Below are 14,423 nucleotides of genomic sequence, written 5' to 3' on the forward strand. Positions count from 1 at the left end.
AAATATTCACAAAAATGCTTTTATATGGTAAAATAAAACAACTATATTTAGTGGAGATGAAGTATGAATATTTTTAGAACCAAGGATGTTAGTCTGAGACAGACAGAGATGCGTCGCCATTTGAAATTGTGGGATTTGATTCTATTGGGAATTGGTGCCATGGTGGGGACAGGGATTTTCACCATTACAGGTACGGCGGCAGCAACACTTGCTGGTCCATCACTAGTGGTTTCTATCGTGATTTCTGCCCTGTGTGTTTCTCTATCAGCTCTCTTTTTTGCAGAATTTGCCTCTCGTGTACCCGCAACTGGGGGTGCTTATAGTTATCTCTATGCGATTTTGGGAGAATTGCCAGCCTGGATTGCTGGCTGGTTGACCATCATGGAATTCATGACGGCTGTTTCAGGTGTGGCGTCTGGCTGGGCAGCTTACTTTAAGGGATTGCTCAGTGATTATGGTATCTCCATGCCCCAAGCCTTGAATGGTACCTTTAATCCTGAACAGGGGACCTATATCGACCTTCTGCCTATTTTAGTGCTGACCTTGGTAACAGGATTGGTTTTATTAAATTCTAAGGCAGCCTTGCGCTTTAATTCGCTTCTAGTAATCTTGAAATTTTCTGCTCTAGCCTTATTTATCCTAGTTGGTATTTGGTACATCAAACCTGAAAATTGGTCGAATTTTGCTCCTTTTGGCTTTGGCCAGATTTATGGAGGAAGCACTGGGATTATGGCAGGTGCATCTTTGATGTTCTTTGGATTTCTCGGATTTGAGTCTATTTCCATGGCAGTTGATGAAATCCAAAGCCCGCAAAAAAATATTCCTCGCGGAATTGTCCTTTCTCTGACAATCGTCACTATTCTCTATGCTTTGGTGACCTTAGTATTGACAGGGATTGTTCACTATAGTAAGCTCAATGTGGACGATGCAGTAGCATTTTCATTACGGAGTATTGGTATCGGTTGGGCAGCCAACTATGTTTCGCTTGTAGCCATTCTCACCCTGATAACGGTATGTATTTCCATGACTTATGCTTTGTCTCGAATGATTTATAGCTTAGCACGTGATGGACTTTTACCTCGAAGCTTTAAACAACTAAGTAAAACTAGCCGAGTTCCTAAAAATGCGACCCTCTTAACAGGAGTTGTTTCAGCCCTTGCTGCAGGAGTGTTTCCTCTAGCCAGTATTGCAGCCTTCTTAAATATCTGTACCTTAGCTTATCTCATTTTGCTAGCCTACGGAATAATAAAACTCAGAAAAGATAAGGGGATGCCAAAAAAAGGAGAGTTTAAAACTCCTTTGGTGCCACTTTTGCCAATCCTTTCCATCCTTATCTGTGTTTCCTTTATGCTTCAATATAGTCTAGATACCTGGATTGCCTTTAGCATTGCTCTTGTAGTTGGTTTAATCATCTACTTTACTTACGGTTACCATCATTCAACCCTCACAGAAGAAAAATAAAAGCTGGGAAATCCCAGCTTTTTAATCTTTCACATAAGTAAAGCCTTCACCCAGAATTTCATGGGCTTCTGTGATGGTGATAAAGGCTTGAGGATCGACTTGGTGAATCATATCCTTCATTTTGACGATTTCGTTCCGACCGACGATACAGTAAATAATTTTTAAATCTTTCTTACTGTAATAACCTTGACCAGATATAAAGGTCACACCACGTCCAAGCTCCTCATTAATCTTATCAGCCAGTTGGTCAGGATATTGAGTAATAATCATAAATCCTTTACCAGCGTATCCCCCTTCGCCAATCAGGTCAATAACGCGAGCGATGATGAAGTCAAACAAGAGAGTATAGGTCACAAGACGGAGATCTTGGAAAATAAGCAGAATTAACATTAAAATGAAAAAGTCAATTCCAAAAAGCAATTTCCCAATCGAAAGATTGGTGTACTTGTTGAGGATACGGGCAACGATATCAGAACCACCAGTGGTTCCACCAGCATTAAAGATAATTCCTAAACCAACTCCCAGTAAAACCCCTGAGACTAAAGCAACGATGATGAGGTCTCCTTGTAAATCAAACTGCAAGGGGATACGCTCAAAGATTGCGAGCCAAATAGAGAGAGAAATAGAACCCAGAAGGCTGGAGTAGAGGGTCTTGGAACCAAATATCTTCCAAGCCAAAATAAATAAAGGAATATTGATTAAGAGATTCATCAATGAGACAGGGATTTTAAAAAGATAGTAGGTAATCAAGGTGATACCTGTCGCCCCTCCCTCAAATAGATGATAAGGAACAACAAAGTAGGTGAGACCAAAGGCATAGATAGCTGCTCCAAATATAATCGTAATAATCGGTTGAACTTTTCGAATCATAGCTGTTCCTCGCTTTTCTATAGATAGATTATACCAAAAATTCAGTTTTTTTAATTGGATTACTTATGATTTTTTATCATTTTTTTGATATAATAAGAGTGAAAAATCCCAATCCTATTGAGAAGAATAGAAAGATTGAACTTATGACACAAGTAAAAATTGTAACGGACTCTTCTGTTACTATCGAACCAGAAGTAGTTAAAGAATTAAATATCACTATTGTCCCCTTATCAGTTATGATTGATGGCGTACTCTACTCAGATGCTGATCTAAAAGAGGGGGAATTCCTTCATCTCATGCAACAAAGCAAGAATCTCCCTAAAACGAGTCAACCTCCAGTAGGAGTGTTTGCTGAAGTCTTTGAAGAGCTGGGAAAAGATGGCAGTCAGGTTGTTGCTATTCATATGTCTCATGCCTTGTCTGGAACGGTTGAAGCTGCTCGCCAAGGCGCAAGTCTCTCAAGTTCTGATGTGACTGTTATTGATAGTTCCTTTACAGATCAGGCTATGAAGTTTCAAGTTGTTGAAGCTGCAAAACTTGCTAAAGAGGGTAAAGATTTAGAAACTATTCTAGCACATATAGAAGAAGTGAAGAATCACACAGAGCTTTATATCGGTGTTTCGACTCTAGAAAACCTAGTGAAAGGTGGGCGTATTGGACGTGTGACGGGACTATTAAGCTCACTATTAAATATTCGTGTAGTGATGCAGATGAAAAACCACGAACTTCAACCAATCGTCAAAGGACGTGGAGCGAAAACTTTCAAAAAGTGGCTTGAGGAATTAACCAATACTCTTTCCCAAAAATCAGTTGCAGAAATTGGAATTTCCTATGCTGGAACGAATGAATGGGCAAATGAGATGAAGAGTTTATTGCAAGCCTATGTTGAGAAACCAATCTCTGTACTGGAAACTGGCTCTATTATTCAAACTCATACTGGAGAGAATGCTTGGGCAATTCTAATCCGCTATAATTCCTAAAAAAATAGAGAAAAATGTTTGAAATGGTGTTTTTGACTTGACCTATGGGCAATTTTAGGATATGATTATATTTGTTAATCAGAAATTATTTGGAGGATTTGTTAACATGGCAAACAAACAAGATTTGATCGCTAAAGTGGCAGAAGCTACAGAATTGACTAAGAAAGATTCAGCAGCAGCAGTTGATGCTGTATTTGCAGCAGTAACTGAATACCTTGCAGCTGGTGAAAAAGTTCAATTGATTGGTTTTGGTAACTTTGAAGTTCGTGAACGCGCTGCACGTAAAGGTCGCAACCCACAAACTGGTAAAGAAATCGAAATCGCAGCTTCTAAAGTTCCAGCATTCAAAGCTGGTAAAGCTCTTAAAGACGCTGTTAAATAATGAATTTTCAAAAAGCCTATTGCATCAAGCTTTCTAGCTTGGTCAATAGGCTTTTTTTGTTGCTTTGGGGCATTTTGGGGGCAAGAACTAATACTTTTCCATGACATCTGCCACTGTTGATTTCATTTCTTTAGTTATATATGTATAAATTTAGGTGTTTTTCAACTGAGTCTTTGATATGATATATAACTTCTGAGATAAGTAGTCTTTTGAAAAATAGGGTTTAAGCCTTTACAGTAAAAGAAAAAAGGTTCCCATATTTGAGAACCTTCTTTTCATTAGTTTTTAGAAGCTGCTTGGAATTCAGGGTTTTTCCATGCTTCATCAATGATAGCTTGCAATTCTTTAGCAGATGCTTGCATTTTTTGAGTTTCAGCGTCGTTCAATGGGATGTTTACTGGACGAACGATACCGTGTGCACCAACAACAGCTGGTTGACCGATAAAGACGTTTTTAACACCGTATTGACCTTCTTGGAAGACTGAAAGTGGAAGTACTGCATTTTCGTCATCAAGGATTGCTTTTGTGATACGAGCAAGTGCTACTGCGATACCGTAGTATGTAGCTCCTTTTTTATTGATGATTGTGTAGGCGGCGTCACGAACACCTTCGAACAATTCAATCAATTCAGCTTCTTGAACGTTTTGAGTATCTTTAAGGAATTCTTCAAGGTTTACACCAGCGATGTTAGCGTGTGACCAAACCGCAAATTCAGAATCTCCGTGTTCGCCCATGATGTAGGCGTGAACGGAACGAGCATCAACGTCCAATTTTTCAGCAAGTGCTTGACGGAAACGTGCTGAGTCAAGTGAAGTACCTGAACCGATAACACGTTCTTTAGGGAATCCAGAGAATTTCCAAGTTGAGTAAGTCAAAACGTCAACTGGGTTAGCCGCAACAAGGAAGATACCATCAAAACCTGATTCAACAACTTGTGTTACAATTGATTTGTTGATAGCCAAGTTTTTACCTACAAGGTCAAGGCGAGTTTCACCTGGTTTTTGAGGAGCACCTGCAGTGATAACAACAAGGTCAGCGTCTGCACAGTCAGAGTATTGAGCAGCGTAGATTTTTTTAGGTGAAGTGAAGGCAAGGGCGTGGCTAAGGTCAAGCGCATCACCAACAGCTTTTTCGTGCAATTGTGGAATTTCGATAATTCCAAGCTCTTGTGCAATTCCTTGGTTAACAAGTGCGAAAGCGTAAGATGAACCTACGGCACCGTCACCAACAAGGATCACTTTTTTGTGTTGTTTAGTTGAAGTCATTATCTAAACATCTCCTTCATTTTTTTTAGGGGAATCCCCAGACACTTTCATTCTATCACTTTTAAAAAGCTTTGTCACGAATATTCTATTCGGTTATTGATGTAAACGTTTTAGTGGTTTTCAAAGACTGAAATGAAGGACAAATTATGGTATAATATATCTAATTACTAATAGTGAAATGAGGCATTTATGAATGCAGGATAGAAATTTAGTGAATGTCAATCTGACAAAGGAGATGAAGACCAGCTTTATCGACTACGCCATGAGCGTTATCGTTGCGCGGGCCCTTCCTGATGTTCGAGACGGTTTAAAACCTGTTCACCGCCGTATTCTTTACGGAATGAATGAACTAGGTGTTACACCAGACAAACCTCATAAAAAATCAGCCCGTATTACAGGGGATGTTATGGGTAAATACCACCCACACGGGGATTCATCTATTTATGAAGCCATGGTTCGTATGGCTCAGTGGTGGAGCTACCGTTACATGCTTGTCGATGGACATGGAAACTTTGGTTCCATGGACGGGGATGGTGCCGCTGCACAGCGTTACACAGAAGCACGTATGAGCAAGATTGCTCTTGAAATGCTTCGTGACATCAATAAAAACACAGTTGATTTCGTAGACAACTACGATGCCAATGAGCGTGAGCCCTTGGTCTTGCCAGCTCGTTTTCCAAACCTTTTGGTCAATGGGGCAACTGGGATTGCCGTAGGGATGGCTACCAATATTCCTCCTCACAACCTTGGTGAAACCATTGATGCTGTGAAATTGGTCATGGACAATCCTGAAGTAACTACTAAGGACTTGATGGAAGTCTTGCCTGGTCCAGATTTTCCAACTGGTGCCCTTGTCATGGGGAAATCAGGTATCCATAAGGCTTATGAGACTGGTAAAGGTTCCATTGTCCTCCGTTCTCGTACAGAGATTGAAACCACTAAGACAGGTCGTGAGCGTATCGTTGTAACGGAATTTCCTTACATGGTTAATAAAACCAAGGTACATGAGCATATTGTTCGTTTGGTACAAGAAAAAAGGATTGAGGGCATTACAGCAGTCCGTGATGAATCCAACCGTGAAGGGGTTCGTTTCGTGATCGAGGTCAAACGGGATGCATCCGCAAATGTTATCCTCAACAACCTCTTCAAGATGACGCAGATGCAAACCAACTTTGGTTTCAATATGCTTGCTATTCAAAATGGCGTACCAAAAATCTTATCTCTTCGCCAAATTTTGGATGCTTATATTGAACACCAAAAAGAAGTGGTTGTTCGCCGTACCCGTTTTGACAAGGAAAAGGCAGAAGCGCGTGCGCACATCTTAGAAGGCCTTTTAATCGCGCTAGACCATATCGACGAAGTGATCCGTATCATCCGTGCTAGTGAAACGGATGCGGAAGCACAAGCTGAGTTGATGAGCAAGTTTAAGCTTTCTGAACGTCAAAGTCAGGCTATCCTTGATATGCGTCTTCGTCGTTTGACAGGATTGGAACGCGATAAGATTCAGTCTGAATATGATGAATTGATTGCCTTGATTGCAGACCTAACCGATATCCTTGCTAAACCAGAACGCGTAGTGCAAATCATAAAAGATGAATTAGATGAAGTAAAACGTAAATTTGGTGACAAACGTCGTACCGAGTTGATGGTTGGAGAAGTCTTAACTCTTGAAGATGAAGACTTGATTGAGGAGTCGGATGTCTTGATAACCCTTTCTAATAAGGGTTATATTAAACGTTTGGACCAAGGTGAATTTACTGCTCAAAAACGTGGTGGTCGTGGAGTCCAAGGTACAGGAGTTAAGGATGATGACTTTGTGCGTGAGTTGGTTTCAACCATCACCCATGATCACTTGCTCTTCTTTACCAATAAAGGTCGCGTATACCGACTAAAAGGTTATGAAATTCCTGAATACGGTCGCACGGCCAAGGGATTGCCGGTTGTCAATCTTTTGAAGCTGGATGAAGGGGAGAGCATACAAACCATCATTAATGTTAAATCTGAACGTAGTGATGACGCCTATCTCTTCTTCACAACCCGTCACGGTATCGTGAAACGAACCAGTGTTAAAGAATTTGCTAATATCCGTCAAAATGGACTTAAAGCCTTGAATCTCAAGGATGAAGATGAACTGATTAATGTCTTGCTGACAGAAGAAGATACAGATATCATCATTGGTACTAAGTTTGGTTATGCCGTTCGCTTTAATCAATCAGCCGTTCGTGGTATGAGCCGTATCGCGACAGGTGTCCGAGGTGTTAACCTCCGTGATGGAGACACTGTAGTTGGTGCTAGTGTCATCACTGACCAGGACGAGGTCCTTATCATCACTGAAAAAGGTTATGGTAAACGTACTCTTGCAACTGAATATCCAACAAAAGGTCGTGGTGGTAAAGGGATGAAGACAGCCAATGTTGCTGAGAAGAATGGCCCTCTTGCAGGTCTCCTCACTGTTAAAGGAGATGAAGACCTGATGATTATCACAGATACAGGTGTCATGATTCGAACAAACGTTGCCAATATTTCACAAACAGGACGCTCAACTATGGGAGTTAAGGTGATGCGTCTGGATCAGGATGCTAAGATTGTGACCTTTACAACGGTTGATGCGGTAGAAAAAGAAGAAGTTGGGACTGAAAACGAAACAGAAGGTAAAGCATAATGTCTCATAAAAAAACGAAAAGTAAGAAGAATAAGCGTAGGAATCTATTTCTCAATATTTTAGCGGTTTTCTTAATTCTTTTATCCTTAGCTTTGATTTTTAATTCAAAGATTCGAGATCTCTTTATGGTGTGGAACACCAATAAATACCAAGTCAATCAGGTTACTAAAGAAAATATAGATGAAAATCTCAAAACAGAAGGAAATTTTGATTTTGATTCGGTTAAATCTATCTCATCTGAAGCAGTTCTAGCCGCTCAGTGGGACGCTCAGAAGCTTCCTGTTATTGGAGGAATTGCTATTCCCGAAGTGGAGATTAACTTGCCAATTTTCAAAGGGTTGGATAATGTAAACTTGTTCTATGGAGCAGGAACCATGAAACCAGACCAAAAAATGGGAGAGGGCAACTATTCTCTAGCGAGTCACCATATCTTTACTGCTGAAAATGCCAGTCAAATGCTCTTCTCACCTTTAGTTAACGCTAAAGCGGGCATGAAAATTTACCTGACCGATAAGGATAAGGTTTATACTTATGAGATTACGGAAGTTAAACACGTTACTCCGGACCGAGTAGATGAAATCGAAGATCGTGAAGGAGTTAAGGAGATTACGCTGGTAACTTGTGTGGACTATAATGCGACTGAGCGTATAATTGTTAAGGGGATTTTTAAAGAATCAAAAGCTTATTCAGAGACTTCTGAGGATATTTTGAAGGCCTTTAATCAACCGTATAGACAACGTTATTAACCTCAAAAACCAGTGAAATTGCTTCTTCACTGGTTTTTTCTCAAATAGAGTCATCATTCAAAGGAGAATAATACATGTTCGAATATTTTTGGATTGGAATGAAAATGATGTGGGAAAGTCCTGTCTTTAGTTTTGCCTTTTACTTATTAACCTCTATTCTTTTACTAATCTTTTGGCGACGTTTTATAATTGTCCGTCGTAGTGGTGGTAATTTTTTTGCCCCATTTCACATTGCCAATTGGAGACTTTATATTCACAATGCTTTCGTATTTGTGAAGCGAATCATTCCGCTGAATAACATCAAAAGGATTGAAGTCAAATATATTCGAAGTGTCAAATTGAATGGGGCAAGGTATCATGTGTTTATTGAACAGAAAAACAGAAAGACTCTATCATTTTTCTGTGGCAAATCAAAACAGAATGATCTCCTTGTGAAGAATCTAAAGAATGAAACTAAAAACTACCATATTAGAATTGTAATAGATGGATAAGTGTTTAGTTTAAGAAAGGAATGATCATGGATAAGCTACAAGAAGTCAGAGAAAATGAACAGTTAAGGACCTTACTGATGACTGAATGTGATATTTATTTTTATGACAAGATAAGTGAAGTCCAGTTTTCAGGGAACAATGAGGAATACTCTCTTGCCTGTAAGGCATTTGCCCAGGATGGCAGTGGGGGCGAATATGTTTTTCTTGAAGATAACAGCATAGGCTTTATCGGAAGTGAGGGCCAAGTGGGAAGAGTAGCAGAAAGTCTGGATGACTTACTGACATTCCTACTTCACGCAGGTTGTATTTCGGATTTTAGCTGTCAGTATCTTTATCAGAATACAGACTTATTGAAAGCATTTTGTAAAGGTTATGTGTCTAAAATACGAGAAAGCTATCAGATTAAGCAGGAAGATTGGGATCAGATACGAGGAAATATGGCTCAAAAACTATCACTTGATTTTAATCCTGAAAAACTAGAAAAAGTAGCCATGGCATTTTATCAAGCAGCGACAAGGAAGCCTGTCTTTTCCTGTAAGTATATAGACGGTGAAGAAGAGTATACCTGCGATTCAGTCTTGTCGGACATTGTAGGATTGTGGACGACAGAACTTGTAGGCATGAGTAGAGAAGAAATTGAAAACTATAAAATTTGATAATGTATGATACTCGCAAGATGATCATTCAACTTTAATGGTATCTTTTCAATATGAAAGGAAACTGGTCAATAGGTTGAAAGATTTATCGTAAGAAACCGAAGGATGTCTAGTATAAGAGAGGATAGATAATGAGTCAGTTAAGAGAAAAGTCTTTAGTTGGGCTCAAAGAAGACATAACAAGTAGTTTTCAATTTGACAAGGACCTTCCTATGATATACTTGGGAGAAATTGCCAATATGGCTGGACACTGAATCTTCACAGGAAAATCGGGGGAAGTCTTATTTTGGATATCATATTTCACATTTTAGAGAGCTAAGTGAAGATGAGATATAGGACTTTCGCAGTAGGAAAAATAGATGAGGAGTTGAGAATGAATAATCAGATTGATTTAGTACTTCCGAACGTATATGCAGAATTCTTGAGCAAAATCGACAAAGCAGGAGAGTTGGTAATAGAGAATACAGGTATCACCTTATACTCGAGGCTAGATTTGCTAGAGAGAAACTCCACCTACCAAATAGAAGAGTGGGAACCAGATTTTTTCCTGATTGGGCAAGATGGGGATGTCGCTTTTTTTATAAAGAAAGATTCTGACGACACTATTTATATGAATGATTTGGGGGCATTAGGTTCACTGGAAATGAAACCCATATCTTCGAATATTTTCGAGTTTGTGCAACAAGCAAGTGAACATTCTGATGATATCTTCTAATCATTGCAAGCGTTGTTATTTTATCGTATGTGCGTGTAGAAGACATTTTTATGAAAACATTTGAACATTTTGATTAATGTTAATAAATTTTTAGTAAATGATAATGATTTGGAAAGTGAACAATGAATTTTGATGAGAGTTTACAGCAATACACTTGTGAGTATGAGGGAGTGACCTTTGTTTGGGACGAAGAGCCTGATTGTGACTTTATAGATAAAGTTGAACTGTTATCAAAAAATTATCAGGAAAATCTCAATAGAATTGTCAACTTCATGCTAGCTGATCTTAAGGAAATGTATGGAGATGTCAGCGAGGAAGATGTGAAGAACAAGCTGGGGAAACCTATCATTGACTACAATCAAGGAACAGTTAGTTATTGTGAGCAAACCTTCGATGACTGGCACCTATTTGAGTTTGAATTTTTGGATGATCAATTTGAAATATTGAAATGTTTTTCTGTTAATGGGTAAAGGAGAGATTTATGGAATTCCCCAATGCATTGATTTTCTTTGTAGAAAACGTATACAAGAAAGGCTTTTCAAAATGCGTGCTTTATGTTATAATATTCACAAATAAAAGTTTAGGAGTTTTTTTATGGTCTCTTCAGAATTTATCTCAAAGATTGAATTTGCTTGTAAGAAGAAAGAAAGTCTTTATAGCCAAAGTAAGTTTAAATATGCGATTCGTTCCATGTTTGCAGGTGCTTTTCTAACATTTAGTACGGCTGCGGGCGCAGTTGGAGCTGATTTGATTAATAAGATCGCACCAGGCAGTGGACGCTTCCTCTTCCCATTCGTTTTTGCTTGGGGATTGGCCTACATTGTTTTCTTGAATGCTGAGCTAGTAACTTCAAATATGATGTTTTTGACAGCTGGCAGTTTCTTGAAAAAAATCTCATGGAGAAAAACGGCTGAGATTCTACTTTACTGTACCTTCTTCAACCTCATCGGAGCTTTGATAGCAGGTTGGGGCTTTGCCCACTCAGCAGCCTATGCAAATTTAACACATGATAGCTTCATTTCAGGAGTTGTAGAGATGAAGTTAGGTCGTTCCAATGAGCTAGTCTTGCTTGAAGGTATTTTAGCCAATATCTTTGTAAACATTGCCATTCTTTCATTCGTTTTGGTGAAAGACGGTGGAGCCAAACTATGGCTTGTCTTATCAGCAATTTACATGTTTGTATTCTTAACAAACGAACACATTGCTGCGAACTTTGCTTCTTTTGCGATTGTTAAGTTCAGTGTTGCAGCTGATTCAATTGCTAACTTTGACATACCTAATATTCTTCGTCACTGGGGTGTAACCTTTGTCGGGAACTTTATCGGAGGAGGTCTCTTGATGGGCTTGCCTTACGCTTTCCTCAATAAAAACGAAGATACTTATGTAGATTAAAAAAACAGGCACGAGTTAATCGTGCTTTTTTGTTTGATGTGTATGACTAGTCATAGTTGTTCCTTATATCAAAATATAGAAAAACGGTATTGGAAAAGCCTGTCCCAAGATGATACAATATCCGTAATGAAGCTATTTGGAGGTCGTCTTATGACTCGTGATTTTAAATTTGAAACTCTACAATTACATGCTGGGCAAGTGGTTGATCCAGCAACTAAGTCTCGTGCAGTACCGATTTATCAAACAACATCCTTCGTTTTTGATGACACGCAGGAAGGTGCTGATTTGTTTGCCTTGAGAAAACCAGGCAATATCTATACTCGTATCACCAATCCTACAACAGCAGCCTTTGAGGAAAGAATCGCTGCTCTTGAAGGTGGTGTTGGAGCACTAGCGACAGCATCAGGTATGGCTGCTGTAACCTACACTATTTTGGCGCTTGCTCACGCAGGTGACCATGTGGTAGCGGCGTCAACTATTTACGGTGGGACCTTTAACCTCTTGAAGGAAACCCTTCCTCGTTATGGGATCACAACTACCTTTGTGGATGTGGATAATTTGGAAGAAGTGGAAGCAGCTATCGGTGACAATACCAAACTTGTCTTGATTGAAACCTTGGGGAATCCCTTGATTAACATTCCTGACTTGGAAAAATTGGCTGATATTGCGCATAAACACCAGATTCCTCTCGTTTCTGACAATACTTTTGCTACACCATATTTGATTAACGTCTTCTCTCACGGTGTAGATATTGCCATTCACTCAGCAACTAAGTTTATTGGTGGACATGGTACGACTATTGGTGGAGTGATTGTCGATAGTGGTCGTTTTGACTGGGAGGCTTCAGGGAAGTTCCCTCAATTTGTTGAGGAAGATCCGAGCTACCATAACTTGAGCTATACTCGTGATGTGGGTGCTGCAGCCTTTATTATCGCTGTTCGTGTTCAATTGCTTCGTGATACAGGCGCAGCCTTGTCGCCATTTAATGCCTTTCTCTTGCTCCAAGGACTTGAAACTCTTTCACTTCGTGTGGAACGCCATGTGCAAAATGCAGAGAAAATTGTTGATTTCCTTGTCAACCATCCTAAGGTTGAAAAAGTTAACTATCCAAAGCTTGCTGACAGTCCATATCATGCCTTGGCTGAGAAATATTTGCCAAAAGGCGTGGGTTCAATCTTTACCTTCCATGTTAAAGGTGGAGAGGCAGAAGCTCGCAAGGTCATTGATAATTTGGAAATCTTCTCTGACCTTGCAAACGTAGCAGATGCCAAATCGCTTGTTGTCCATCCAGCGACAACCACTCACGGTCAGTTGTCAGAAAAAGATCTAGAAGCGGCAGGTATCACACCAAACCAAATCCGCTTGTCTATCGGTCTTGAAAATGTAGAGGATTTGATTGAAGATTTGCGTTTGGCCTTGGAAAAAATTTAAAGTAACAGATATAAACAGTGGGTTTCGACTCGCTGTTTTTGATTTTCCCTCAGGCATGATATAATGGTTACAGAAGTCCAGAAAGAGGAAAGTTATGAACGAAATCAAATGTCCCAACTGTGGGGAAGTCTTTACAGTAAATGAAAGTCAGTATGCCGAACTTTTATCCCAAGTGAGAACAGCTGAGTTTGATAAGGAATTACACGATCGCATGAAGCAGGAGCTGGCCTTGGCTGAACAAAAGGCCATGAATGAGCAACAGACTAAACTGGCTCAGAAGGATCAAGAAATTGCGCAATTGCAGAGTCAAATCCAAAACTTTGATACAGAGAAAGAGTTAGCTAAGAAAGAAGTTGAACAGACAAGTCATGAGGCCTTATTAGCAAAGGACAAGGAAGTGCAGGCCTTGGAAAGCCAATTGGCCACCTTGCGTTTTAAGCATGAAAATCAACTGCAAAAGGCTCTTTCTGACTTAGAAAAAGAACGGGATCAGGTCAAAAATCAGCTCCTCTTGCAAGAAAAGGAAAATGAGCTGTCTTTGGCTTCTGTTAAGCAGAATTACGAAGCCCAGCTTAAGGCTGCTAGTGAACAAGTTGAATTTTACAAGAATTTTAAAGCCCAACAATCTACAAAAGCTATCGGGGAAAGTTTGGAACAGTATGCAGAGAGTGAGTTTAACAAGGTTCGTAGCTTTGCCTTTCCAAATGCCTACTTTGAGAAGGATAACAAGGTCTCTGCGCGTGGTTCTAAGGGGGACTTTATCTTCCGTGATTTTGATGAAAATGGTCTAGAATTCATTTCCATCATGTTTGAGATGAAAAATGAAGCGGACGGAACAGAGAAAAAGCATAAGAATGCAGATTTTTACAAGGAATTGGACAAGGACCGTCATGAAAAGAACTGTGAGTATGCCGTTTTGGTGACTATGTTAGAAGCAGATAACGACTACTTTAACACAGGGATTGTTGATGTCAGCCACGAGTATGAAAAGATGTATGTGGTCCGTCCTCAGTTCTTCATCCAGTTGATTGGACTCCTGCGTAATGCGGCTCTTAATTCTCTCAAATACAAGCAAGAGTTGGCCTTGGTTCGGGAGCAGAATATTGATATCACCCATTTTGAAGAAGACTTGGATGCCTTCAAAGTGGCTTTTGCCAAAAACTACAACTCTGCTTCGACTAACTTTGGTAAAGCAATCGATGAAATCGATAAGGCTATTAAGCGTATGGAAGAGGTTAAGAAATTCCTAACCACATCCGAAAACCAACTCCGCCTCGCTAATAACAAATTGGAAGATGTTTCGGTTAAAAAACTAACGCGAAAAAATCCAACCATGAAAGCGAAGTTTGAAGCACTGAAGGGGGAGTGAGAA

Annotated in this window: 15 protein-coding genes; 13 read left to right on the top strand and 2 right to left on the bottom strand. The window is 39.7% G+C overall.

Features of this window, described 5'->3' with window-relative positions; translation table 11 throughout:
* Positions 1–63: 63 nt before the first annotated feature.
* On the top strand, positions 64–1,461 hold the full coding sequence (locus tag EKB01_RS01920; RefSeq protein ID WP_084853458.1) for an amino acid permease: 1,398 nt from the start codon (positions 64–66) through the stop codon (positions 1,459–1,461).
* A 21-nt stretch (positions 1,462–1,482) separates the two neighbouring features.
* On the opposite strand, the gene EKB01_RS01925 is transcribed toward EKB01_RS01920, so the two are convergent.
* Positions 1,483–2,331 carry a YitT family protein gene (locus tag EKB01_RS01925; RefSeq protein ID WP_000619963.1) on the bottom strand — a complete coding sequence of 283 codons (849 nt, stop codon included), beginning with the start codon at positions 2,329–2,331 and terminating at the stop codon, positions 1,483–1,485.
* 143 nt (positions 2,332–2,474) lie between these two features.
* Between EKB01_RS01925 and EKB01_RS01930 the strand changes: the two genes are divergently transcribed.
* Both EKB01_RS01930 and EKB01_RS01935 read left to right on the top strand, forming a co-directional pair.
* Entirely contained in the window at positions 2,475–3,311 is an 837-nt protein-coding gene (locus tag EKB01_RS01930) for a DegV family protein (RefSeq protein ID WP_033584840.1), read from the top strand.
* A gap of 106 nt (positions 3,312–3,417) precedes the next feature.
* Positions 3,418–3,693 (top strand): HU family DNA-binding protein, encoded by a 276-nt coding sequence (locus EKB01_RS01935; protein ID WP_001284635.1) that lies wholly within the window; start codon positions 3,418–3,420, stop codon positions 3,691–3,693.
* A 278-nt stretch (positions 3,694–3,971) separates the two neighbouring features.
* On the opposite strand, the gene EKB01_RS01940 is transcribed toward EKB01_RS01935, so the two are convergent.
* Positions 3,972–4,958, bottom strand: coding sequence for an L-lactate dehydrogenase (locus EKB01_RS01940; protein ID WP_000204722.1), 987 nt, complete (start codon positions 4,956–4,958; stop codon positions 3,972–3,974).
* A 193-nt stretch (positions 4,959–5,151) separates the two neighbouring features.
* Between EKB01_RS01940 and gyrA the strand changes: the two genes are divergently transcribed.
* The 10 genes from gyrA to EKB01_RS01985 all read left to right on the top strand — a co-directional run bounded on the left by gyrA (position 5,152) and on the right by EKB01_RS01985 (position 14,420).
* Positions 5,152–7,620 (top strand): DNA gyrase subunit A, encoded by a 2,469-nt coding sequence (gene gyrA / locus EKB01_RS01945; RefSeq protein WP_167265483.1) that lies wholly within the window; start codon positions 5,152–5,154, stop codon positions 7,618–7,620.
* The gene (locus EKB01_RS01950; protein WP_000018514.1) at positions 7,620–8,366 is read left to right on the top strand and encodes a class A sortase; all 747 of its coding nucleotides are present in this window, start codon (positions 7,620–7,622) and stop codon (positions 8,364–8,366) included. The genes gyrA and EKB01_RS01950 overlap by 1 nt, the downstream gene beginning before the upstream one ends.
* Positions 8,367–8,440: 74 nt before the next feature.
* A complete protein-coding gene (locus EKB01_RS01955) occupies positions 8,441–8,857 on the top strand; it encodes a hypothetical protein (RefSeq protein WP_167265485.1) in 417 nt (138 codons plus the stop codon).
* A 26-nt stretch (positions 8,858–8,883) separates the two neighbouring features.
* Positions 8,884–9,513: a hypothetical protein gene (locus tag EKB01_RS01960; RefSeq protein ID WP_167265487.1), complete on the top strand. Its 630-nt coding sequence runs from the start codon at positions 8,884–8,886 to the stop codon at positions 9,511–9,513.
* A gap of 131 nt (positions 9,514–9,644) precedes the next feature.
* Positions 9,645–9,767 carry a hypothetical protein gene (locus tag EKB01_RS09335; RefSeq protein WP_269139686.1) on the top strand — a complete coding sequence of 41 codons (123 nt, stop codon included), beginning with the start codon at positions 9,645–9,647 and terminating at the stop codon, positions 9,765–9,767.
* Positions 9,768–9,886: 119 nt separating this feature from the next.
* Entirely contained in the window at positions 9,887–10,228 is a 342-nt protein-coding gene (locus EKB01_RS01965) for a hypothetical protein (RefSeq protein ID WP_167265488.1), read from the top strand.
* 122 nt (positions 10,229–10,350) lie between these two features.
* The gene (locus EKB01_RS01970; protein ID WP_167265490.1) at positions 10,351–10,698 is read left to right on the top strand and encodes a hypothetical protein; all 348 of its coding nucleotides are present in this window, start codon (positions 10,351–10,353) and stop codon (positions 10,696–10,698) included.
* Positions 10,699–10,822: 124 nt separating this feature from the next.
* The gene (locus EKB01_RS01975) at positions 10,823–11,620 is read left to right on the top strand and encodes a formate/nitrite transporter family protein (protein ID WP_049478154.1); all 798 of its coding nucleotides are present in this window, start codon (positions 10,823–10,825) and stop codon (positions 11,618–11,620) included.
* A 150-nt stretch (positions 11,621–11,770) separates the two neighbouring features.
* A complete protein-coding gene (locus EKB01_RS01980) occupies positions 11,771–13,051 on the top strand; it encodes an O-acetylhomoserine aminocarboxypropyltransferase/cysteine synthase family protein (RefSeq protein WP_167265697.1) in 1,281 nt (426 codons plus the stop codon).
* 94 nt (positions 13,052–13,145) lie between these two features.
* Positions 13,146–14,420: a DUF2130 domain-containing protein gene (locus EKB01_RS01985; protein ID WP_084920712.1), complete on the top strand. Its 1,275-nt coding sequence runs from the start codon at positions 13,146–13,148 to the stop codon at positions 14,418–14,420.
* Positions 14,421–14,423 lie beyond the last annotated feature (3 nt).

Origin of the sequence: Streptococcus sp. CCUG 71758 (assembly GCF_011714815.1) — a bacterium.
GTDB classification, from domain to species: Bacteria; Bacillota; Bacilli; order Lactobacillales; family Streptococcaceae; genus Streptococcus; species Streptococcus halitosis.

Bases quoted from the DNA above. Each gene is read 5' to 3' on its own strand.
- EKB01_RS01920 (WP_084853458.1), top strand. From the start codon at position 64: ATGAATATTTTTAGAACCAAGGATGTTAGTCTGAGACAGACAGAGATG.
- EKB01_RS01970 (WP_167265490.1), top strand. From the start codon at position 10,351: ATGAATTTTGATGAGAGTTTACAGCAATACACTTGTGAGTATGAGGGA.
- EKB01_RS01935 (WP_001284635.1), top strand. From the start codon at position 3,418: ATGGCAAACAAACAAGATTTGATCGCTAAAGTGGCAGAAGCTACAGAA.
- EKB01_RS01965 (WP_167265488.1), top strand. From the start codon at position 9,887: ATGAATAATCAGATTGATTTAGTACTTCCGAACGTATATGCAGAATTC.
- EKB01_RS01925 (WP_000619963.1), bottom strand. From the start codon at position 2,331: ATGATTCGAAAAGTTCAACCGATTATTACGATTATATTTGGAGCAGCT.
- EKB01_RS01980 (WP_167265697.1), top strand. From the start codon at position 11,771: ATGACTCGTGATTTTAAATTTGAAACTCTACAATTACATGCTGGGCAA.
- gyrA (WP_167265483.1), top strand. From the start codon at position 5,152: ATGCAGGATAGAAATTTAGTGAATGTCAATCTGACAAAGGAGATGAAG.
- EKB01_RS01960 (WP_167265487.1), top strand. From the start codon at position 8,884: ATGGATAAGCTACAAGAAGTCAGAGAAAATGAACAGTTAAGGACCTTA.
- EKB01_RS09335 (WP_269139686.1), top strand. From the start codon at position 9,645: ATGAGTCAGTTAAGAGAAAAGTCTTTAGTTGGGCTCAAAGAAGACATA.
- EKB01_RS01930 (WP_033584840.1), top strand. From the start codon at position 2,475: ATGACACAAGTAAAAATTGTAACGGACTCTTCTGTTACTATCGAACCA.
- EKB01_RS01985 (WP_084920712.1), top strand. From the start codon at position 13,146: ATGAACGAAATCAAATGTCCCAACTGTGGGGAAGTCTTTACAGTAAAT.
- EKB01_RS01940 (WP_000204722.1), bottom strand. From the start codon at position 4,958: ATGACTTCAACTAAACAACACAAAAAAGTGATCCTTGTTGGTGACGGT.
- EKB01_RS01955 (WP_167265485.1), top strand. From the start codon at position 8,441: ATGTTCGAATATTTTTGGATTGGAATGAAAATGATGTGGGAAAGTCCT.
- EKB01_RS01975 (WP_049478154.1), top strand. From the start codon at position 10,823: ATGGTCTCTTCAGAATTTATCTCAAAGATTGAATTTGCTTGTAAGAAG.
- EKB01_RS01950 (WP_000018514.1), top strand. From the start codon at position 7,620: ATGTCTCATAAAAAAACGAAAAGTAAGAAGAATAAGCGTAGGAATCTA.